Raw genomic sequence first — 22,030 nt, forward strand, 5'->3', positions numbered from 1 at the left:
CGGACAGATTATGTGGCGAACGTCGGGATTAGCGGCGCTTCAGGCGGATCTTCCACCAGACGATGCTGCTGTAGACGATGCACAGCACTCCCAGCATGGCCATGTCGAACAGCCACGCGCTCGGGGTGTGGTTCCAGTGCTGATCCTTGGGGTCGGTCGGCCCCGGCGTGAGGCGGTGGGTGTCGATGGTCGACGACGCCGCCGCGTAGCCCCACCGGGCCGGCGTGGCCCACGACAGCTGGTCCAGGCCGGTGCGATTGGTCACCCAGATCATGCCGCCGGAGAACACCAGCTGAGACATGATCGCGGTGACCAGCAGCGGCATGATCTGGTCCTGCGATTTGGCGATCGCCGACAACGCCATACCCAGGACCGCGGACGCGACGCAGGTAGCGGCGACGGTGACGAACAGCTCGAACCGTACATCACCGAGTAACACCGCATTCGAGAGCGGCTTGCCCCAGCCGACCACGGCGATGGTGGTCGCGATCAACGCCTGCATGATCGCGAACGCGCAGAACACCACGATCTTTGCGGCCAGATAGGCCCCGGTGGACAGGCCGACGGCCTGCTCCCGCTTGAAGATAGGCCGTTCCCCGACCAGGTCGCGAATGGTGAGCGCGGTCCCCATGAACACCGCGCCGACGTTGAGCATCACCAGGATCTGGCCGGGCTGGTTGGGTGCGCTGCTGAGCGGATCGGCCATGCCGAACCCGGTCTTACCGCGGACCGTCAGCGTCAGCACTCCGATCAGGAACGGCAGCAACGCCAGGAACACCGTGTAGCCCCGGTCGGAGACCACCAGCCGAACCTGGCGCCGGGCGATGGTGGAGAACTGGCGGAACCCGTTGTTGTGCACGGGTTCGCCGAGGTCGGCCGCGGGACTGGTTTGCGACGGGCGCTCCGGTTCCCGGTTTCCTTCCCGGAAGCGGCGGTTCGCCTCGTCGGGGTCGGCGCCCACCTTGGTGAAGATGTCGGCCCAGTTGGTGGTGCCCATCGCCGCGCCGATCTGATCGGGCGTGCCCAGAAACGCGGTCTTGCCGCCGGGCGCCAGCAGCAGGATCTGGTCGCACACGTCCAGGTATGACACCGAGTGGGTCACCACCAGCACCACGCGGCCGGCATCGGCCAGCTGGCGCAGCATCATCATCACCTGCCGGTCCAGTGCCGGGTCCAGCCCAGAGGTCGGTTCGTCGAGGATCAGCAGCGACGGCCCGGTCAGCAGCTCAAGGGCCACCGACGCCCGCTTGCGCTGGCCGCCGGAGAGCTTGTCCACCCTGGTTTCGGCGTGCTTGGTCAGCTCGAGTTCCTCAAGGACCTGGGCCACCACCTGGGCGCGGTCGGCTTTGCTGGTGTCGGGGGGCAGTCGCAGTTCAGCGGCGTAGCCGAGTGCCTGGCTGACGGTCAGTTGGCGGTGCACCACATCGTCCTGCGGAACCATGCCGACGCGGCTGCGCAGCGACGCATATTCGGCGTGGATGTCGTGGCCCTCGAACGTCACGTTGCCGGTGGTGGGACTGGTGTAGCCGGCGATCAGGCGCGACAGCGTGGACTTGCCGGCGCCGGAGCCGCCGATGATCGCCGTCAGCGTGCCCGGCCGGGCGGTCAGCGAGATGTGGTCGAGCAGTTGCTTGCCACCCTCGACGGTGAACGTCACCGAGTTCACTTCCAGGCCGCCGGTACGTGAGGCGACCGCGGTCCGGCGCACCAGCGTGCCGCCGGTGAACGTCAGGTCGACGTTGCCGATGGTGACCAGGTCGCCTTCGGTGAGGATCGCCGATCCGACCCGAACCCCGTTGACGAAGGTGCCGTTGACGCTGTTGTTGTCTCGGATCTCCGCACCCAGCGGCGTGAGGGTGAGGAACGCGTGGTGGCGCGACGCGAGCACGTCCTGGATGACGATGTCGTTGTCGGTGGAGCGGCCGATGGTGACCGAACCGGCCGGCTTCTCATGGGTGCCCGTACCCAGTAGAGCCTGGAACATCTTGGTGGCGATGTTGCTCTGCTCGGGCGGCTTCGCACCGACCGGCGGGCCCGGTAGGCGGCCCGGTGGCCGAAACGGTGCCTGCGGAGTCGGCGGCGGATGCGGGATGTGCGACGACGACGCCGGGTGCGGTGGCGGTCCGCTGGACGGATAGCCGGGCGGGGCCCAGCCCGCCCCACTGCTCGGGTACACCGGCTGGCCCGGCGGTGGCGGCGGGGGACCGCCGGCGCCCTGCCGCCCCGGTAGCGGTCCCACCCAGGTGGCTTGTCGTCCGCTCTGCTGCGGCGGGCCGGGTGGCACGGGACCGGACGGCCCGGCCGGCCCCGACGGCTGCAGCACCGGCAGCGACTCTGTTTGCGGAGGACGCCCGGCAGGCCCGCGGTGTCGTCCGACTTCGAAGATGAGCAGCGGCCCATCCGGGTTGCCGATGTTGACCGTCTGGCCGTCGTTGATGTCGACCACCGGCACGCGACGACCGTTGGCGTAGGTGCCGTTGAGCGAGTTGTTGTCGATGGCCAGCCAGCGGCCTTGATCGAAGCGCAGCAACAGGTGGGCGCGCGAGATCAGCGGATGAGTTATGCGCATGTCGGCGCGCAGGTCGCGGCCGACGACCACGTCGTGGCCCGCCGCGAACGTGCGTTCCGACCCGTCGTATCGAACGGTCAGCGCCGGCGGGGCGGGTGGAGGCATCGAACCAACTTTAGCTCCTACACATCCCGCGTAGATGCCCGCGGCAAGCGTGCCGGCGAGACGGCGCGGCCGACCCTATCTGGCCGCTCATGGCCGGACGGCGCCCGACGGTGCCGTGCGCTGTGCACTTTGCACATTTATTGCGCAATTCACCGGGCAATCCGCCCTTGTGCGGGCACAACGCTCCGTTTCATATGGCGTTATTTGCCGGTACTGAATATGAGTCGGCTAAAGCTCGGTCAAAATGTCTGCGCGGGTGGGCCGGCGGTGAGACCATGAACTTCGCCAAAGTTGAGGGAGGGTTCGCCAGTTGAATTTCGAGCTATTACCTCCCGAGATCAATTCATCATTGATGCGGGCGGGCGCGGGCGCGGAGCCGTTGCTGGCGGCGGCTACGGCCTGGGAAGGTTTGGCGGCGGAGCTGAGTTCGGCCGCGGCCTCCTTCGGCTCGGTGACCTCGGGCCTGGCGGCCGCTTCCTGGCAGGGTCAGGCGTCGGCGGCGATGGCGGCCGCGGGCGCACCCTATGCGGGGTGGTTGAACGACGTTGCGGAGCAGGCGTCGATGGTGGCCGGGCAGGCGCGGGCGGCCGTGGGGGTGTACGAGGCGGCGCTGGCGGCGCTGGTGGACCCGGTGATAATCGCCGCCAACAGGTTTCAGCGCACGTCGCTGGTCATCACAAACATCTTCGGGCAGAACACTCCGGCGATCGCGGCGGCTGAGGCCGCCTACGAACTCATGTGGGCCCAGGATGTCACGGCGATGGCGGGGTATCACGCGGGTGCGGCGGCGGTGGCCTCGGGATTGCCGGCATTTGCCGATCTATTCGCCGGCGCCGGAGCGCTTGTCAATGCCGTGCTGACCGACCCGTCGAAGCTGCTCAGCCTCAACGCGGGATTGGCTCATGTCGGCAACTACAACGTCGGTCTGGGCAACCTCGGCGCGTTCAATCTTGGTGCCGCCAATGCCGGGCTGCAGAATCTGGGATTCGCGAACGTTGGTGCTGGCAATTTCGGCCTGGGCAATGTCGGAACCTCGAATTGGGGATTCGGCAATTCCGGGCTGACGGCAGGTGCGTCCGGCTTGGGCAATGTCGGGTTCGGCAATGCCGGCGGTGGCAATGTCGGCCTCGCGAACATGGGCCTGGGCAATATCGGCTTCGGCAACACCGGCAACAACAACATCGGTTTCGGGTTGACCGGCGACAACCTGACCGGCATCGGGAGCCTGAACTCTGGAAGCGGCAACGTCGGCTTGTTCAACTCCGGCACCGGCAATGTCGGCTTCTTCAACAGCGGCACCGGCAATTTCGGGTTGTTCAACTCCGGTAGCCACAGCACCGGTGTGGGAAACGCGGGGCTGGGCTCTACCGGGCTTTTCAATCCCGGCAACTTCAACACGGGTTTGGCAAATGTCGGGCACTACAACACGGGCAGCTTCAACATCGGCAGCGCCAACACCGGCGACTTCAACCCCGGAAACGTCAACACCGGCTGGTTCAACACCGGCAACGTCAATACCGGCATCGCGAATTCGGGCAACGTCAACACCGGCGGGTTCATCTCGGGCAACTACAGCAACGGGATGTTGTGGCGGGGAGATTTCCAGGGCCTGTTCGGCTTCGGCGCCGGATCATCGATTCCGGCGATTCCGATCGGCATCGGCGTCAACGGCGGCATCGGCCCGATCACGCTGTTGCCCATCCCGATCATCCCGACCATCCCGCTCAACATTCACTACACCTTCAACATCCCGCCCCTGGTGATTCCGGACATCACGATTCCCGCATTCTCGGTGGGCACCGGCATACCCATCAGCATCGGCCCGCTCACCGTCTCGTCGATCACCCTGATCGCCAGACAGCAATTCCCGTCCATCGACTTCTCGGCCGGGCCCTTCAACGCACTGGGCATCGTCACGATACCGGCGACCACCGCCAGCGACGGCACGGTGACCGGGCCCATCCACATCGACACCAGAATTCCCGTGCTGAATTTCAACGTCAACTGGAACACCCCGGAGATCAAGCTTTTCCCGAATGCGATAAGCATTCCGGATAATCCGTTGGCGCTGCTCACCAATCTCTCGCTGGGCACACCGGGCTTTACCATTCCGGGCTTCAGTATTCCGGGAGAGCCGATTCCGTTGACGATCGATATCGATGGTCAGATCGACGGGTTCAGCACTCCGGCGATCACGATCGACCGTATCCCGTTGGACGTGGGGGCCGGCATCAGCATCGGTCCCATTCCGATCCAGGGCGTGAACATTCCCGCGTCCCCGGGCTTCGGGAACACCACCACCGTGCCGTCGTCGGGCTTGTTCAACACCGGCGCCGGCGGGGTGTCTGGCTTCGGCAATTCCGGGGCGGGCGTGTCGGGTTGGTGGAACCAGGCCCACGACGCGCTGCTGGGAACCGGCTCGGGCTACTTCAATGTCGGCACGCTGAATTCCGGTCTCCTCAATGTCGGGTCGGGGGTGTCGGGGTTGTACAACACCGCGGCGTTCGGGGCGCCGGCGGTGGTCTCGGGGATCGGCAATGTGGGTCGGCAGGTGGCCGGGTTGCTGAGCGCCGGTGACGGGGTCGGGCGGACGTTGTTGGTCAATGTCGGGTTGGCCGATGTGGGCAACGTCAACGTCGGGTTCGGCAATGTCGGGGAACTGAACGTGGGGTTGGGCAATGTCGGGTGGCAGAACCTGGGTCTGGGCAATGTCGGTGATGTCAATGTCGGGTTCGCCAATCTCGGTGACGGCAATGTCGGGTTCGCCAACTCCGGGGTGTCGGCGGGTCTGGCCGGGTTCGGCAATGTCGGGTTCGGCAACTCCGGCAGCGGCAATATCGGGTTGGCCAACACCGGCAACAACAACGTGGGTATCGGGTTGGTCGGGGACAACCTGACCGGGATCGGGCCGTGGAACTCGGGTCGGGCAATGTGGGGTTGTTCAACTCCGGGACCGGCAATGTCGGGTTCTTCAATTCCGGGACCGGTAATTTCGGGGTGTTCAACTCCGGCAGCTACAACACCGGGATCGGCAACAGCGGCATCGCGAGCACCGGGGTGTTCAACGCCGGGAATTTCAACACCGGGTTGGGCAACGCCGGGCACTACAACTCGGGCAGCTTCAATGCCGGGGACGTCAACACCGGTGATTTCAATCCGGGCAGCGTCAACAGCGGCTGGTTCAACACCGGGCACGCCAACACCGGCATCGCCAACGCCGGCACCACCGGCACCGGGGCATTCATGTCCGGCAACTACAGCAACGGCATCCTGTGGCGCGGCAACTACGAAGGCCTCGTCGGCGCCTACCTCGCCCCCACCATCTCCCGCTTCCCGGTCACCCTGCACGTGGCCGGGCTGGTCGGCCCCATCCACGTCGCCCCCATCCCGGTGCCCGCGGTCCACTTCGCCATCACCAACGCCGCGGTCGGTCTGGGACCCATCAACGTCGCGCCCATCATGGTGCCGGCCATACCGATCGACGCGCTGGGTTCGGTTGACCTCGCCGCCAATTCCATCGCCCCGATCAGGCTCATCGACCAACTCGGCGGCGCCGTTTCGGCACGCATCGGATCGTTCTTCTTCAACAACCCGTTCGTCGCGATCGACAAGTACGGCAACCCGAACGGGTTCTTTCTGACAAACCTTTCGCTCGGCGGCGTGCGAATCAGCGGACCCACACCGGGCAGCGACATTCCCCTGCAGATCAGCTTCGCCAGCGACGCGCTCACCCTGTTCCCCAACGGCTTCACCATTCCCGGCCAGACCGTGGCGACCGTCAACATCTCCGGCGGCAACGACGCATTCACCTTCTTCCCGGGCGGCCTGACCATCCCGAAGGCCTCGGCGGGGGTGGCCAACCTGGCGGGCGGTATCGACGCGTTCACGCTGTTGCCCAACGGCTTCACACTGAGCATTCCGGCGGCCGTGGACGGCGTCGCCTATGTCGGTGACATTCCCATCCCGGTCATCAACCTTCCGGCGGTTCCCGGCTTCGGCAATGCGACCACCACCCCCTCGTCGGGCTTCTTCAACACCGGTCCGGGTGGGGGATCGGGGTGGGCAACTCCGGCGTCGGCATCTCGGGCTGGTGGAACCAGGCTCAGAACCCGCTGGCGGGCTCGGGTTCGGGGCTGGCCAACTTCGGCGGGCCGGGATCGGGTCTGCTCAATGCGGGCTCGGGGGTGTCGGTTTCCTCAACACCGCCGGATTGGCGTCGCCCGCGCTGGTCTCGGGTCTCGGCAACGTCGGTGACCACCTGTCCGGGCTCTTCCTCGCCGGCACCACCCTCAGCGCGGGCAGCAGCATCACCAACATCGGGTGGGCCGATCTGGGCGTCGGCAATATCGGTTTCGGCAATGTCGGCGACGTCAACCTGGGCGCGGCCAACATCGGTGCACAAAACCTTGGCCTGGGCAACATCGGCAGCGGCAACTTCGGCCTGGCCAACATCGGCGCCGGCAACTTCGGGTTCGCCAACTCCGGCCTGGCGGCCGGGCTGCCCGGTGTCGGCAACGTCGGGTTCGGCAATGCCGGCAGCGGCAACTTCGGGTTGGCCAACCTCGGCGTGGGCAATATCGGGTTGGCCAACACCGGTTCCAACAACATCGGGATCGGTCTGGTCGGAGACAACCTGACCGGCATCGGCGGGCTGAACTCCGGGTCCGGCAACATCGGGTTGTTCAACTCCGGCACCAACAACGTCGGGTTCTTCAACACCGGCACCGGCAACTTCGGGCTGTTCAACTCCGGCAGTTACAACACCGGCATCGGCAACGCGGGGACGGCCAGCACCGGATTGTTCAACGCCGGCAATGTCAACACCGGCCTGGCCAACACCGGTGACCACAACTCCGGCAGCTTCAACGCCGGCGACACCAACACCGGCGACTTCAACCCGGGCAACATCAACACCGGCTGGTTGAACACCGGTCACTCCAACACCGGGCTGCTGAACTCGGGCACCCTCAACACCGGCGCCTTCGCCAGCGGCTACGGCAACAACGGCCTGTTCTGGCGGGGCAACAACGCCGGGCAGGCCAGCTTCTACTACGGCATCACCATCCCCGAATTCCCCATCCACATCGTCACCACCGGCGGTGTGGGCCCCATCGTGATCCCCGACATCGACATCCTGCCCCCGCTGCACATCGACCTCACGGGGGCTGCGAACTACGGCTTCACGCTGCCCGACATCCCCATCCCGGCCATCCACATCGGCTTCGGTGGCGACGCCAACGTCAACTTCGTCGCGCCGGCTACCACGCTGCTCTCCGCGGTGAACATCACCGGCAACGTCACCGGGGGACCACTCACCGCCTCGAACATCGCCCTCAACCCCTTCAACGTCAACCTGGCCATTCCCGAGGCATTGCAGAAAGATCCCTTCAATCTGCCGCCGTCGATCGGCTTCGAACTCGTCGCACCGCTGATCCTCGACTTCGTCACCCTCGGCGGCTTGTCGATACCCATCCAGCAGGCAATGGATCCCATTGCTCTGCAGGCGATTTCATTCACCCAGGCCATCCCGGTCGATATCCCGCCGATCGACATCCCGGCGCAGACGGTCAAGGGAATGTCGATGGGTGAACTGCTGCCGCTCAACTACTCGCTGGACACCCCCGCCATTTCTGTGACGGGGATGACGATTCCGGCGATCCCGCTGAATTTCGACATCCCGCTGACGGCCGGGCCGCTGCACATCTCCATCATCGACCTCAAACCCGTGCCGGGCTTGTTCAATTCGAGCACGGCGCCGTCCTCGGGATTGTTCAACTCGGGGGCCGGCGGGGGATCGGGCTTCTTCAACGCCGGACCGGCCCTGTCGGGTCTGCTGAACCAGGCGGCCAAGGAATCGATGCTGGGTACCGTGTCGGGCCTGGGCAATACCGGCGGGCTGTCCTCGGGACTGCTGAATTCCGGCACCGCCATCTCGGGCTTCTTCAACGTCACCGGGCTGGACTTCAACGCCCCCGCATTCATCTCCGGTTTCAGCAACCTCGGCGACCACCTATCCGGCCTGTCCTACAAGGGCCTGTATGCGATGATCACCTACCCCACCGGGCCCAGCGCCTTGTCCCAGCTCCTGGACGGCGTCGTCGCCGAACTGGAACACCTGGACCTGCGCAACGTGCTCAACCTGGGCAACGTCGGCGGCATCAACGTCGGCTTCGGTAACCTGGGCGACTTCAACCTGGGCGCCGGCAACGCCGGCAACGCCAACTTCGGCGGTGGCAACCTCGGCGCCCAGAACTTCGGTTTCGGCAACATCGGCGACGGCAACCTGGGTTTCGGCAACATCGGCGACGGCAACCTGGGATTCGGCAACTCGGGCCTGGCGGCCGGATTGGCCGGCCTGGGCAATGTCGGGTTCGGCAACGCCGGCACCGGCAACGCCGGTCTGGCCAACGTCGGCCTGGGCAATATCGGGTTGGCCAACACCGGTTCCAACAACATCGGCATCGGTCTGTCCGGGGACAACCTGACCGGTATCGGCAGCTTCAATTCGGGGCAGGGCAACCTCGGATTGTTCAACTCCGGCACCGGCAACGTCGGGTTCTTCAACACCGGCACCGGCAACTTCGGACTGTTCAACTCCGGCAGCTACAACACCGGTATCGGCAACGCCGGTACCGGCTCTACCGGAGTCTTCAACGCGGGCAATTTCAATACCGGCCTGGCCAATGCCGGTCGGTACAACTCCGGCAGCTTCAACGTCGGCGACGCCAACACCGGCGACTTCAACCCGGGCAACGTCAACACCGGCTGGTTCAATGTCGGTGACACCAACACCGGCCTGTTCAACACCGGAAACGTCAACACCGGTGCCTTCAACTCCGGCAACTTCAACAACGGGGCGTTGTGGACCGGCGACTGGCACGGCACCTTCGGCTTCCGCTACGACCTCGAAATCCCGGCCAGCACGATTTTCGACTTCAACCAGACCTTCGACTTCGGCCCCATCAAACTCAGCGACCCCATCCACATTCCGGGCATGTCGCTGTTCGACGTCCACCAGGTGATCCCGGTCGGGCCATACGTGATTCCGCAAATCGACGTGCCGGCCTTCGAGTTGAACATCCACCAGACGATCGAGATCCCGCCGATCGTCTTCCTGCAGGGCATGACGATCGGCGGCCAGACCTACACCACGCCCTTCAACAACCCGGCCGGTCTCGCCTCGGAGTTCACGCTGCCGGTGGTCAGGGCCCGGATCCCGCTGGTCAGCAACTTCGTCTGGACGATCGGGCAACCCAACGGACTCGGCTTCATGGGCAACGAGAATTGGGCCCGCGAGCCGGTCAAGGGCATCACCTTCTACACCGGTACGGGCTTCCCGTCCTCCGGCTACAACTCGATCAGCATCCCGGTGATCAACATCCCGACGATCGGTACCGACGCCATTCCGCTGAACATCGACATCGGCGGTGGGCTGCCGGCTTTCACCCTGTTCCCGGGCGGGTTGAACATTCCGCAGAACGCCATTCCATTCGCGATCGACGCAACCGGCGTTCTCGACCCGATCACCATCTTCCCCAACGGCCTGGCGATCGAGTCGCTGCCGTTGCATGCGGCACTGAATATCTCGATGCCGCACACCAGCGTCACGCTGATCGACATTCCGCGCACCGCCGGCTTCGGCAATACCTCACCGACTCCGTCGTCGGGATTCTTCAACAGCGGCGCGGGTGGGGTGTCGGGCTTCGGCAACTTCGGTGCGGGGCTGTCGGGGTGGTGGAACCAGGCCTCGAACGCGTTCGCGGGTTCCGGCTCGGGCGTGCTCAACGCGGGCTCGCTGCATTCGGGGTTGCTCAACCTCGGCACGCAGGTCGCGGGCCTGTTCAACACCAGCACGCTGTCACTGGGGACCCCGGCGGAGCTGTCGGGTATCGGCAACGTCGGCCAGCAGCTGGCCGGATTGTTCACCGCGGGCACGACCGGCAACCAGAGCCCGATCGTCAACCTCGGTCTGGCCGACCTGGGCAACCTCAACGCCGGGCTCGGCAACATCGGCGTGCTGAATCTGGGTGCGGCCAACGTCGGTCTGCAGAACCTGGGCTTCGGCAATGTTGGTGACGGCAACCTCGGCCTGGGCAACGTCGGCGCCGGCAACTTCGGGTTCGCCAACTCCGGCCTGGCGGCCGGGCTGCCGGGTGTCGGCAACGTCGGGTTCGCCAATGCCGGCAGCGGCAACTTCGGGTTGGCCAACCTCGGCGTGGGCAACATCGGGTTCGCCAACGCCGGTTCCAACAACATCGGGATCGGTCTGGTCGGGGACAACCTGACCGGCATCGGTGGGCTGAACGCCGGGTCCGGCAATATCGGCTTGTTCAACTCCGGCACCAACAACGTCGGGTTCTTCAACACCGGCACCGGCAACTTCGGGTTGTTCAACTCCGGCAGTTACAACACCGGCATCGGCAACGCGGGGACGGCCAGCACCGGATTGTTCAATGCCGGGAATTTCAACACGGGGTTGGGCAATGCCGGGCACTACAACACCGGCAGCTTCAACGCGGGCAACACCAACAGCGGCGATTTCAACCCGGGCGACATCAACACCGGCTGGTTCAACACCGGTGACTCCAACACCGGCTTCATCAACACCGGCAACGTCGGCACGGGCGCGTTCATGTCGGGCAGCTACAGCAACGGCCTGTTCTGGCGTGGTGAATACCAGGGGCTGCTCGGCTTGCACTACGAATACCCCCTGCCCAAGATCCCGCTGCTGGACATCCACGGAGCCGGCTCCTTCGGCCCCGTCGTCATTCCGCCCATCCCGGTCCCGGCCACCCACCTGCAACTGGGCGGCAACGTCGCGATGGGCTCGTTCACCATTCCGCAGATCGACATCCCGGCCCTCAACCCCGACATCATCGGCAGCATCGGGTTCGGTCCCGTCCGGGTCCCATCCGTCTACATCCCCGGCATCAATGCCATCGACGCCGTCATGCACACCGACCCGGTTCGGGGCCCGAACACGGCGATAAGTCCGTTCCTCATCTGGACCGAGGGCGACACCTCGGGCATCTACCTGGGCCCCACCTATTACTCGTTCGGCGCCTCCTACACGGTGGGCGACATCTTGAACCCCAACCCGTTCGCGGTCGGCAACATCACCGCCAATGGTGGCTTCGCCGGAGCCTCGAACACCTTCATCAAGATCGTCAGCGAAGGCTTCTACACCCCCGAGATCAACATCGGCCGCATCCCGGCGGGTTTCCAGGTGCCCGGGTTCGTCGATCCGATCACCGTGTTCCCGGGTGGGGTGACGTTCCCGGCGGCCAACCTGATCAATCTGGGTGTCAGCGCGGGCAGCCTGGGCGTGGACATCCCGGCGATCACTTTCCCGCAGATCCTGGGCAACGTCGACGGCACCGTGTACGTGATCTCCGGCAACATCCCGTTCGTCAACGTCCCGCCGACCCCCGGCTTCGGCAACACCACCACCGTGCCGTCGTCGGGCTTGTTCAACACCGGCGCCGGCGGGGTGTCTGGCTTCGGCAATTCCGGGGCGGGCGTGTCGGGTTGGTGGAACCAGGCCCACGACGCGCTGCTGGGAACCGGCTCGGGCTACTTCAATGTCGGCACGCTGAATTCCGGTCTCCTCAATGTCGGGTCGGGGGTGTCGGGGTTGTACAACACCGCGGCGTTCGGGGCGCCGGCGGTGGTCTCGGGGATCGGCAATGTGGGTCGGCAGGTGGCCGGGTTGCTGAGCGCCGGTGACGGGGTCGGGCGGACGTTGTTGGTCAATGTCGGGTTGGCCGATGTGGGTAACGTCAACGTCGGGTTCGGCAATGTCGGGGAACTGAACGTGGGGTTGGGCAATGTCGGGTGGCAGAACCTGGGTCTGGGCAATGTCGGTGATGTCAATGTCGGGTTCGCCAATCTCGGTGACGGCAATGTCGGGTTCGCCAACTCCGGGGTGTCGGCGGGTCTGGCCGGGTTCGGCAATGTCGGGTTCGGCAACTCCGGCAGCGGCAATATCGGGTTGGCCAACACCGGCAACAACAACGTGGGTATCGGGTTGGTCGGGGACAACCTGACCGGGATCGGGCCGTGGAACTCGGGGTCGGGCAATGTGGGGTTGTTCAACTCCGGGACCGGCAATGTCGGGTTCTTCAATTCCGGGACCGGTAATTTCGGGGTGTTCAACTCCGGCAGCTACAACACCGGGATCGGCAACAGCGGCATCGCGAGCACCGGGGTGTTCAACGCCGGGAATTTCAACACCGGGTTGGGCAACGCCGGGCACTACAACTCGGGCAGCTTCAATGCCGGGGACGTCAACACCGGTGATTTCAATCCGGGCAGCGTCAACAGCGGCTGGTTCAACACCGGGCACGCCAACACCGGCATCGCCAACGCCGGCACCACCGGCACCGGCGCATTCATGTCCGGCAACTACAGCAACGGCATCCTGTGGCGCGGCAACTACCAGGGCCTGGCCGGCTTCTCTCTCGGCTACACCGTTCCGCAGTTCCCGGCCGTCGGGGGCGATCTGGTCGGCGGCGTAGGCCCGATCACGGTGTTGCCACCGATTCACATTCCGTCAGTTCCGTTGTATATCAACACCTCTGGCGGCATCGGCCCGATCAGCATCCCGTCGATCCCGGTGCCCTCGATCCACCTGGGCGTCAACCCGACGCTGGATCTCGGCCCGGTCAGCGTCGGCCCGTTCACCATCAGCACACCGAATTTCACCGTCAACTACAGCACCGCGCCCAGCACCGCTGTGTCCGGTGGCAGCTCGGACTTCGTCGTGGTCGCCAGCTACGCGCTGGTGATTCCGGGCGCAATCACCATCTCAGGCAGTCCCGCCGGGGTCAGCGTCACCTCGCCGGGATTCACCGTCAACCCGATATCGATCCTGGCCGGAACGGCGACCTTCCCCGGGTTCACCATTCCGCTGGAACCCATTCACGTGGGCCTGCCGCTGTCGCTGACCATCCCGGGTTCGGGCATTCCGGGTGGCGGCATCCCGCAGATCCCGCTGAACTTCGCCTTGAATTTCGCGACGCCGGCCTTCGGGCTGCCGACCGCGGTCATCGACCGGATCCCGCTGGAGTTACACCTCGCGTCCACCGTGGGCCCGATCAACATCCCGATCGCCGCCTTCGGCGGGACCCCGGGCTTCGCGAACATGACGCTGCTGCCGTCGTCGGGCTTCTTCAACCTCGGCGGCGGCGGTGGTTCGGGCTTCTGGAACTCCGGGAGCGGACTGTCGGGATTCCTGAACGCGATTGCAGATCCCCTGCTCGGATCAGCCTCCGGAGCCCTGAACTTCGGCACCCAGCTCTCCGGCCTGCTCAACCGTGGCGCCGGAATGTCGGGTGTCTTCAACACCAGCACGCTCGACCTGATCGCCCAGGCCTTCAACTCCGGCTGGATGAACGTCGGCCAGCGGCTCTCGGGCCTGATCTATACCGGGACGGGACCCTAGTCCGGCGCTCCGGTGACCACGCAGTGCGTGCGGCTGTAGATCGTCGGCATGCATTGATTGCAGTGCGTGCAGGCCGAGCGGACGCCCGCACCGTCGCGGGCGATCCGGTTGATCAGGTCCGGCTCGGCCAGCAGCGCCCGGCCCATCGCGACGAAGTCGAACCCCTCGGCCATCGCCAGATCCATCGTGTCCCGGTTGGTGATGCCACCCAGCAGAATCAGCGGCAGCTTCAGCTCGGCGCGGAACAGCTTGGCCTCGCGCAGCAGATAGGCCTCCTGGTAGGGGTATTCGCGCAGGAACTTCTTGCCCGTCATCCGCATGCCCCAGCGCAGCGGGGGCTTGAACGCGCCGGCGAACTCCTTCAACGGCGCGTCGCCGCGGAACAGGTACATCGGGTTGACCAGTGAGCTGCCCGCGGTCAGTTCGATCGCGTCCAGCCCGCCGTCCTCCTCCAGCCACCGGGCCGTGATCAGCGACTCTTCGTTGGAGATGCCGCCGCGCACCCCGTCGGACATGTTGAGCTTGGCGGTCACCGCGATCTGCCGAGGCCCCTGGTCCACGGCCCGACGCACGGCCATCACCAGCCCGCGGGCGACCTTGGCCCGGTTGGCCAATGACCCGCCGAACTCGTCGGTGCGACGGTTGATCAACGGAGATAGGAACGCGCTGGCCAGATAGTTGTGCCCCAAATGGATTTCGACGGCGTCGAAGCCGGCTTCCACGGCAAATCGGGCCGCCTTGGCGTGATCGGCCAGCACCTCGTCGATGTCGTCCGCGCTGGCCTTCTTGGCGAAACGCATGCCGATCGGGTTGAAGAAACGCACCGGGGCCAGCGCGGTCGCTCCGTTGGTCCGGGCGTTGGCGACGGGGCCGGCGTGGCCGATCTGGGCGCTGACGGCTGCGTCTTCGGCGTGGATCGCATCGGTGAGGCGCTGAAAGCCGGGTACCGCCTCGGGGCGCATCCAGATTCCGTTGCCCTCGGTGCGCCCGCCCTGGGAGACTGCGCAGTAGGCGACGGTGGTCATGCCCACGCCACCGGCGGCGGGCTTGCGGTGGTACTCGATCAGGTCGTCGGTCACCAGCGCGTTCGGGGTGCGCGCTTCGAATGTTGCGGACTTGATGGTCCGGTTCCGAAGGGTCAGCGGACCGAGTTTGGCGGGGCTCAAGACGTCTGGGGCTGCAGACATATAGGCAGCCTAACTGTGATCGCAACGCCTGCGACGCGGGGTGCAGCGGGGCGCCGCGCGTCGCGCGCCGAGACTGCGCGTCGTGCGCCGAGACTGCGCGTCGTGCGGCGAGACTGCGCTGGGAGCGCGAATTTCGGCTAAATGCCGCCCTGGATGCAGGTTCGGTGCCGCTAGCGCAGCCTCGACCAGCGGTCGCAGTCAATGAGTGGCGCCCGGCCATGTCAGACTGTCTAGCGTGGGCGCAATCACGCTGGACGGCAAGGCCACCCGCGACGAGATCTTCGTCGACCTGACGCAGCGGGTCGCACAGTTGACGGCCGCGGGCCGCACACCCGGGTTGGGCACCATTCTGGTCGGCGACGACCCGGGTTCCCAAGCCTACGTCCGCGGCAAGCACGCCGACTGCGCCAAGGTCGGCATCACCTCGCTCCGCCGCGACCTGCCCGCCGACATCTCGACCGAAACGCTCAACGAGACCATCGACGAACTCAACGCCAACCCCGAGTGCACCGGGTACATCGTCCAGTTGCCGCTGCCCAAGCACCTCGACGAGAACGCGGCGTTAGAGCGCGTCGACCCCGACAAGGACGCCGACGGCCTGCATCCGACGAACCTGGGCCGGCTGGTGCTCAACATGCCGGCACCCCTGCCGTGCACCCCGCGCGGCATCGTGCACCTGCTTAGCCGCTACGACGTGCCGATCGCCGGCGCGCATGTCGTGGTGATCGGGCGCGGTGTGACGGTGGGCCGGCCGCTGGGGCTGCTGCTCACCCGCCGCTCGGAGAACGCCACAGTCACTTTGTGCCACACCGCAACCCGCGATCTGCCCGCGCTGACCCGGCAGGCCGACATCATCGTGGCCGGCGTCGGGGTGCCGCACATGCTCACCGCGGACATGGTGCGTCCCGGCGCGGCCGTCGTCGACGTCGGGGTCAGCCGGGTGGACGGCAAACTCACCGGGGACGTGCACCCTGACGTGTGGGAGGTCGCCGGGCACATCTCGCCCAACCCCGGTGGCGTGGGTCCGCTGACCCGGGCTTTCCTATTGACCAACGTCGTCGAGCGGGCTGAACGACGGTGACCTTGCGATGACGGTTCGGGCCATCCTGGGGCGTGCGATGCGCGCCCAATGGCCGATCCTGCTCGTCGGGCTGATCTTCCTGGTGGCGTTCGTGCTGGCGGGCGCCAACTTCTGGCGCCGCGGCGCGCTGTTGATCGGCATCGGGGTCGGGGTGGCCGCCGTACTGCGGCTGGCCCTGCCCGACGAGCGGGCGGGTCTGTTGGTGGTGCGGAGCCGGGGGACCGACTTCCTCACCACTGCATCGGTGGGAGCGGCGATGGTCTACGTCGCGTGGACCATTGACCCGCTGGGTACCGGTTAGGCGTTTCTAGGACCCCGGCATCCCCGGAATGCCGGCCAGGCCCGGAATGCTGCCGACGCCCGGGATCTGCTGCAGCGCGCCCGGTACCTTGCCGGCCGCGACGTCGGCCATCACCGACGGGCAGTACATCTGAATCGCGATGGTGGTGAACATGCCGGCCATCTCGGGTGACATGCCGCTCTGGCTGGCGAAGACCCGGGAAGCGGCCGTATTGAACGACCCACCCGGCTGGGAAAGGATCGGGCAGACCGACCTGCCCAGGTTCTCGGCATTGAGCGGGTCGCCGTAGTTGATGCCGGCATTGCTCAACGCGGTGATGAATGCGTCGTCGACGGGGCTGGCCTCGGCCGGGGCGGCGAACGCCGCGCCTGCGGTCAAGAAACAGGCGGTTGCGGCCAATAACCGCACGGTCAGGGGTTGGTGACGCAATGGCTGCACGATGGGCTCCCTCAGTATTGTTGGAGAGCACCCTCTGGCGGCACTCAAGCGACCTCTCGAACCTTCGTCCTTCACCGTCTCATTCGGGACACGATGGCGTAAAGGTTTGGCAGGACCGGCGTTTTGCGCCCGTCACCGGACGGCCCTACCGCCTGGGGGACACAATCGCGTCACGCTGCGCGCGACACGTTGTCGGAGGCGCCCAACCTCGGCTGCGGCGAAGAACAATGCGGCTCATGATTTCTCGCCAGGCATTTCTTCGGGGGGCCGCAGGAGCGTTGGCGGGCTCGGCACTGTTCGGCATATCGCGGCCGCGGGCATGGGCCGAACCGACCGGCGCATGGAGCAGCCTGGCCTCTTCGATCGGTGGCAAGGTGTTGCTCCCGGCCGACGGCGCCTCCTTCACCACGGCCAAGCAGGTCTTCAACTCGAACTACAACGCCGCCGCCCCCGCGGCGGTCGTGTTGGTCACCTCACCCGCCGACGTCGCGAAGGCCGTCGCGTTCGCGGCCGCCAACAAGCTCAAGATTGCCCCGCGCGGCGGCGGGCATTCCTACACCGGTGCGTCGAGCGCCACCGGCGCCATGGTCCTGGACCTGCGCGGGCTGACCGGCGGGGTGAACTTCGACGCCGCCAGCGGCACCGTCACGGTTCCCGCCGCGACGGATCTGTACGCGGTGCATCAGGCGCTGGCGTCTGCGGGCCGGGCGATTCCCACCGGCAGCTGCCCGACCGTCGGAGTGGCCGGGCTGACGCTGGGCGGCGGGATGGGCGCAGACTCCCGCCATGCCGGGTTGACGTGCGATGCGCTGCGGTCGGCCACTGTGGTGTTGCCTAGCGGCGAAACGGTCACCGCGTCGGCAGAGGACCACCCCGATCTGTTTTGGGCGTTGCGCGGCGGGGGCGGCGGCAACTTCGGGGTGACCACGTCTCTGACATTCGCGACCTTCTCCACCTCGGACTCCGACGTGGTGCGAGTCGATTTCGCCCCCGCGGCTGGCGTGCAAGTGCTGGCCGGCTGGCAGACCTGGCTTTCAGGCGCCGACCGAAACACCTGGGGGCTGGTCGATCTATCGGTCAGCGGCAGCGAGGGCAACTGCCATGTGCTGGCAACCTGCCCGGCCGGCTCGGGGCAGGCGGTGGCCCAGGCGATCACCTCCGCGGTCGGGGTGCAACCGACCGCGACCGAGCGCAAGACGATGCCGCACATGGACCTGGTGATGTACCTGGCCGGCGGCAGCGCGACCAGCTCACCGCGTGGCTTCGTGGCTGGGTCCGACGTTATCGGCACCATGAATTCCGCTGCGGCGCAAGCGATTGTCGCCGCTCTGGGGAAGTGGCCGCCGGCCGGCGGGCGGGCCTCGGTGATCGTCGACACGTTGAGCGGCGCGGTCGGCGACGTCGACCCGGCCGGTTCGGCGTTCCCGTGGCGCCAGCACGCCGCCGTCGCGCAGTGGTACGTCGAGAACGGCAGTGGGCAGACGTCGACGGCCAGCACTTGGGTGGCCACCGCGCACACGACGGTGAAGCAGTTCTCCGTCGGGGGTTACGTCAACTACTTGGAGGCCAACACGCCGGCGTCGCGGTATTTCGGGTCCAACCTCGCGCGGCTGGCTACGGTTCGCCAGCAGTACGACCCGAATGGGCTGATGTATTCGGGGCTTTCCTTCTGAGTCGCATCTTGCGGCGACGCGGCCATCGACGACGACTCATCGGCCCGCCAGCGTCACGATCTGGGACAGTGCATCGCGAGCGGCGATCCGGCCAGCTTCACGGGCGCGGTCAATCTGGTGATACTCCATCAACCCGACGTCGTACGGGTTGGGTTTAATCACCACGTCGGCCTGTTCTAAAGCGGCCGCCGACGCCATCGCCCCGCTGATGGTCATGGTGCGCATAAGCGTGTCGACCATGCCGGGAACCCGTGGCCCGCGTCCGTGCTTGGCGCCAGAGGTGGAGTTGCCGCCCCCGGAGGAGATGTTCACCGCGACCAGTGGGCCGTCACCACCAGCCAGCGCAGCGACCGGCACATTGTCCAGCACCCCACCGTCGACATGCAGTGAGCCGTTGTAGACCATCGGTGCATACAGCACCGGCAGCCGCAGCGAGCAGGCGAGTACGTCGGCCAGCCGGCCGCTGCGATGCACGACGGGTTGCCGGGCCAGCAGGTCGACACTGACGCAACGGAACTCCTTGGGCAATTCCTCCACCAGCTGATCGCCGAAGGCTCCGCGCAATGCGGCCATGGTGCGTCGCCCGCGGATCAGGCTCTTGCTCGGCAGGGTGTAGTCGCCGTGGCTTCGTCGCACGAAGTACTCGTAGATGTGCGCGTCCACTCCCGCGGCGTCCAGTCCGGTGGCGGCCAGCGCGGCGATGATCGCGCCCATGCTGGTGCCGGCGAACCGGTCGACGGTGATCCCGGCCGCTTCCAGCTCTTCCAGCACGCCCAAGTGGGCCAGGGCCCGCGCACTGCCGCCGCTGAGGACCAGCCCGACGGACTGACCGGCGATCCGCGCCGCCAGCGGGCGCAGGTCCTCCCGGCAGCTCGTGGGGCGAACGACGTGCGTCGACCGCGGTGCGATCAATTCCTCCCACGTCCGCCGCTGTTCGCGATCGGACGGCCCGGCCAACACCAGATCAGCGTTGTGGGCGCGTGCCGGCAGCGCATGCGGCGACGGGGGTGAACCACCAGCAACCAGCACCACGCGATCGGCGACGCGCAAGCAGAACTCGCGCCATTGCGGCTCGTCGGCCTTCGCCTGCAGCACGACTCGGTCGGCGTGCTCCTCGGCCCGGGCCAACCCGTCGCGGTCGACCCGACCGGGAGCGACCGCGCATAGTCGATTCGACAGGTTCTCGCACAGGTTCACCGCAACCGTCGCGACTGGTGCGGTGGAGTCGGCGCCGATCACGGCGACTACGGCCTCCGGTGTGGTGCGGTAAGTCGCCCGCGGAGTCTGGTGTTGCCGCTGGGCCAGCACCCGCACGAGCGACCCGAGTACCCGGATGTCGGCGATCTGGTCGAATTGAGCCTGGGTCAACCGCGTCAGGACCGAATCGCGGGTCGCTCGAACCGACGCGAAGCGGGGCGTTCCGATCAGCAGGCCACGCTCGCCGACCACCTCGCCGCGGCCCAATTCGGCAACGACGCCGTCGTCGTCGAGCACCTGCAGGCGGCCGTCCTGTACCACGAAGAAGGAATCGGCCACATCGCCCGCGTGGAACAGGTACGAGCCGGCCGGCAGTTCGACCGGCGTGCCGCGGTTTCGCAGGTAAGCCAGGGTGCCCCCGTCGAGACTGGCCGCCGGTGCACCGGCACGGGGTTGGTTGCGGGATGCCCGCACCGGCACGGCGGGCAGTGGTGGCGGCGACGGCGCCGGCTCCACTGTCTCGTCTTCTGACGATGCTCGGGCGCGACCCAGGAATACCGCGCCGAAAGCGACCACGAGGAAGCAGATGCCCGCCATCACCCAGCCGCGACGCAGCACCTCCTCGGCCGCGCCACGCGCCGGTGTCCCGATCAGGATCACCAGCATCGCGACACCGAGCACAGCGCCTACCTGGCGGATGGTGCCGGTCACCGCCGACGCGGTGGCGTAACTGCCGCCGGCGACCAAGCCGGACAACGCGGCGCTACCGAGCAGCGGGAAGGTGGCGCCGACCCCGATTCCTTGGAGTAGTTGGCCGGGCAGCCAGGCGCCGAGGAAGTCAGGTGTCGAACCGACGCACTCGAGATACCACACCAGGCTGCCGGCCCAGATCAGCGCACCGATGCCGACGATGAGGCGATAGCCGTGCCGGTCGGCAACACGGCCGAGCGCCGCCGCGACGATCGCGGCCACGAACGCTGCGGGCGCGACCGCAAGCCCGGCCTGCAGCAGGGTGTAGCCCCAGACGTAATTGAGGAACAGCACGTGCGTCAACAGGTAGGCGTAGAACCCGGCTGCGCAGATAGCGGTCAGTCCGGTGCCGACCACGAAAGACCGGATGCGCAGCAGGGCGGGTTCGATCAGCGGGGCCTTGTGGTAGCGCGAGCTGAGCACGAACCCGCCCAGCGCGACGGCGGCTGCCGCCAACGACCCCAGAGTCGGTGCACTGGTCCACCCCCAGTTCGGCCCCTTGATCAGGCCGAGCGTCAACAGGCCCAGCGCCGAAGCGAGCAGTACGGCGCCGCGGATGTCGGGCATCCGCCGCCGCCCGGCCGCCCGGCTCTCCACCAGCAATCGGCGAGCCGCCACAAGAGCCAGGATTCCCATCGGAACGTTGACCAGGAACACCCAGCGCCAACTGGCCGCCTCGACGAGCGCACCACCGACCGGTGGGCCTAGGCCCGCCGCGATCGCCCCCGCCGCGCCCCACAGCGTTACCCCGTGCGCGCGGCGGTCGAGTTCGAAGCCCTCGACGACCAGCCCCAGCGACGCGGGCACCAGGACCGCCGCCCCGAAGCCCTGTAACACCCGAAAAGCGATGAGCTGGTCGACGCTGTCCGCGCCCGCACACAGCGCCGACGCGACGGTGAACAGCACCACGCCGTGCAGGAACATGCGTTTGCGCCCGAGCAGGTCGGCGAGCCGGCCGGCGGCTACCAGGAATGCGGCGAAGACGATGTTGTAGCCGTTCAGCACCCACGACAGGCTGCCGATGTTGCTGTGGAAATGCCGCTGGATATCGGGGAACGCGACGTTGACGATCGTCGAGTCCAAGAAAGCCAGGAAGGCGCCGAATGCTGCTACCAGCAAGATGATCGACGACGAGGGCTGGCGGCGCTGAGTCAGTGAGCGGCCCGCATCCGCGCGGGCAGTGACAGCGGGTGGGGGCGAGGCGGTGTGGACTGTGATGACTAACTCCGAATCATATTCTTGTATTACTGTTTCTTTAGTGTATAATCTAGCGGAATCCCGGCTAG

General features: G+C 66.5%; 9 protein-coding genes and 2 pseudogenes. 7 read left to right on the forward strand and 4 right to left on the reverse strand.

What is annotated here, in order from left to right; all coding sequences use genetic code 11:
• Nucleotides 1–28 precede the first annotated feature (28 nt).
• Nucleotides 29–2,674, reverse strand: a complete 2,646-nt coding sequence (locus JX552_RS06540; RefSeq protein WP_205876609.1) for an FHA domain-containing protein — start codon at nucleotides 2,672–2,674, stop codon at nucleotides 29–31.
• Nucleotides 2,675–3,026: 352 nt separating this feature from the next.
• Between JX552_RS06540 and JX552_RS33975 the strand changes: the two are divergent.
• The 4 genes and pseudogenes from JX552_RS33975 to JX552_RS33990 form a co-directional block, all read left to right on the forward strand.
• A pseudogene (locus JX552_RS33975) lies at nucleotides 3,027–5,396 on the forward strand (PPE domain-containing protein); the annotation flags it as partial.
• Between the two features lie 209 nt (nucleotides 5,397–5,605).
• Nucleotides 5,606–5,875 (forward strand): annotated as a pseudogene (locus JX552_RS33980) (pentapeptide repeat-containing protein); the annotation flags it as partial.
• 459 nt (nucleotides 5,876–6,334) lie between these two features.
• Nucleotides 6,335–6,928 carry a hypothetical protein gene (locus JX552_RS33985; protein ID WP_431196031.1) on the forward strand — a complete coding sequence of 198 codons (594 nt, stop codon included), beginning with the start codon at nucleotides 6,335–6,337 and terminating at the stop codon, nucleotides 6,926–6,928.
• Nucleotides 6,885–14,117, forward strand: coding sequence for a beta strand repeat-containing protein (locus JX552_RS33990; RefSeq protein ID WP_431195928.1), 7,233 nt, complete (start codon nucleotides 6,885–6,887; stop codon nucleotides 14,115–14,117). Before JX552_RS33985 ends, JX552_RS33990 begins: the two co-directional genes overlap by 44 nt.
• Here JX552_RS33990 and JX552_RS06550 read toward each other — a convergent pair.
• Nucleotides 14,114–15,304: an NADH:flavin oxidoreductase gene (locus JX552_RS06550; RefSeq protein WP_205876610.1), complete on the reverse strand. Its 1,191-nt coding sequence runs from the start codon at nucleotides 15,302–15,304 to the stop codon at nucleotides 14,114–14,116. The genes JX552_RS33990 and JX552_RS06550 overlap by 4 nt on opposite strands.
• A 235-nt stretch (nucleotides 15,305–15,539) precedes the next feature.
• Between JX552_RS06550 and JX552_RS06555 the strand changes: the two genes are divergently transcribed.
• A complete protein-coding gene (locus JX552_RS06555; protein WP_205876611.1) occupies nucleotides 15,540–16,385 on the forward strand; it encodes a bifunctional methylenetetrahydrofolate dehydrogenase/methenyltetrahydrofolate cyclohydrolase in 846 nt (281 codons plus the stop codon).
• Between the two features lie 7 nt (nucleotides 16,386–16,392).
• Entirely contained in the window at nucleotides 16,393–16,686 is a 294-nt protein-coding gene (locus JX552_RS06560; RefSeq protein ID WP_205876612.1) for a DUF3017 domain-containing protein, read from the forward strand.
• A gap of 6 nt (nucleotides 16,687–16,692) precedes the next feature.
• On the opposite strand, the gene JX552_RS06565 is transcribed toward JX552_RS06560, so the two are convergent.
• Nucleotides 16,693–17,124 (reverse strand): DUF732 domain-containing protein, encoded by a 432-nt coding sequence (locus JX552_RS06565; RefSeq protein ID WP_205876613.1) that lies wholly within the window; start codon nucleotides 17,122–17,124, stop codon nucleotides 16,693–16,695.
• A 227-nt stretch (nucleotides 17,125–17,351) separates the two neighbouring features.
• Here JX552_RS06565 and JX552_RS06570 point away from each other — a divergent pair, with 227 nt between their 5' ends.
• Complete coding sequence (locus JX552_RS06570) at nucleotides 17,352–18,797, forward strand: FAD-dependent oxidoreductase (RefSeq protein WP_205876614.1); 1,446 nt, start codon at nucleotides 17,352–17,354, stop codon at nucleotides 18,795–18,797.
• Nucleotides 18,798–18,833: 36 nt separating this feature from the next.
• Here JX552_RS06570 and JX552_RS06575 read toward each other — a convergent pair whose 3' ends face one another.
• Nucleotides 18,834–21,962, reverse strand: coding sequence for an MFS transporter (locus JX552_RS06575; RefSeq protein ID WP_431195963.1), 3,129 nt, complete (start codon nucleotides 21,960–21,962; stop codon nucleotides 18,834–18,836).
• Between the last annotated feature and the right edge of the window lie 68 nt (nucleotides 21,963–22,030).

The sequence above is a fragment of the Mycobacterium gordonae genome (assembly GCF_017086405.1).
Taxonomy (GTDB): Bacteria; Actinomycetota; Actinomycetes; order Mycobacteriales; family Mycobacteriaceae; genus Mycobacterium; species Mycobacterium gordonae_D.

Coding starts and splice junctions, on each gene's coding strand:
- JX552_RS06540 (WP_205876609.1), bottom strand. CDS start 2,674: ATGCCTCCACCCGCCCCGCCGGCGCTGACCGTTCGATACGACGGGTCG.
- JX552_RS06550 (WP_205876610.1), bottom strand. CDS start 15,304: ATGTCTGCAGCCCCAGACGTCTTGAGCCCCGCCAAACTCGGTCCGCTG.
- JX552_RS06560 (WP_205876612.1), top strand. CDS start 16,393: ATGACGGTTCGGGCCATCCTGGGGCGTGCGATGCGCGCCCAATGGCCG.
- JX552_RS06570 (WP_205876614.1), top strand. CDS start 17,352: ATGCGGCTCATGATTTCTCGCCAGGCATTTCTTCGGGGGGCCGCAGGA.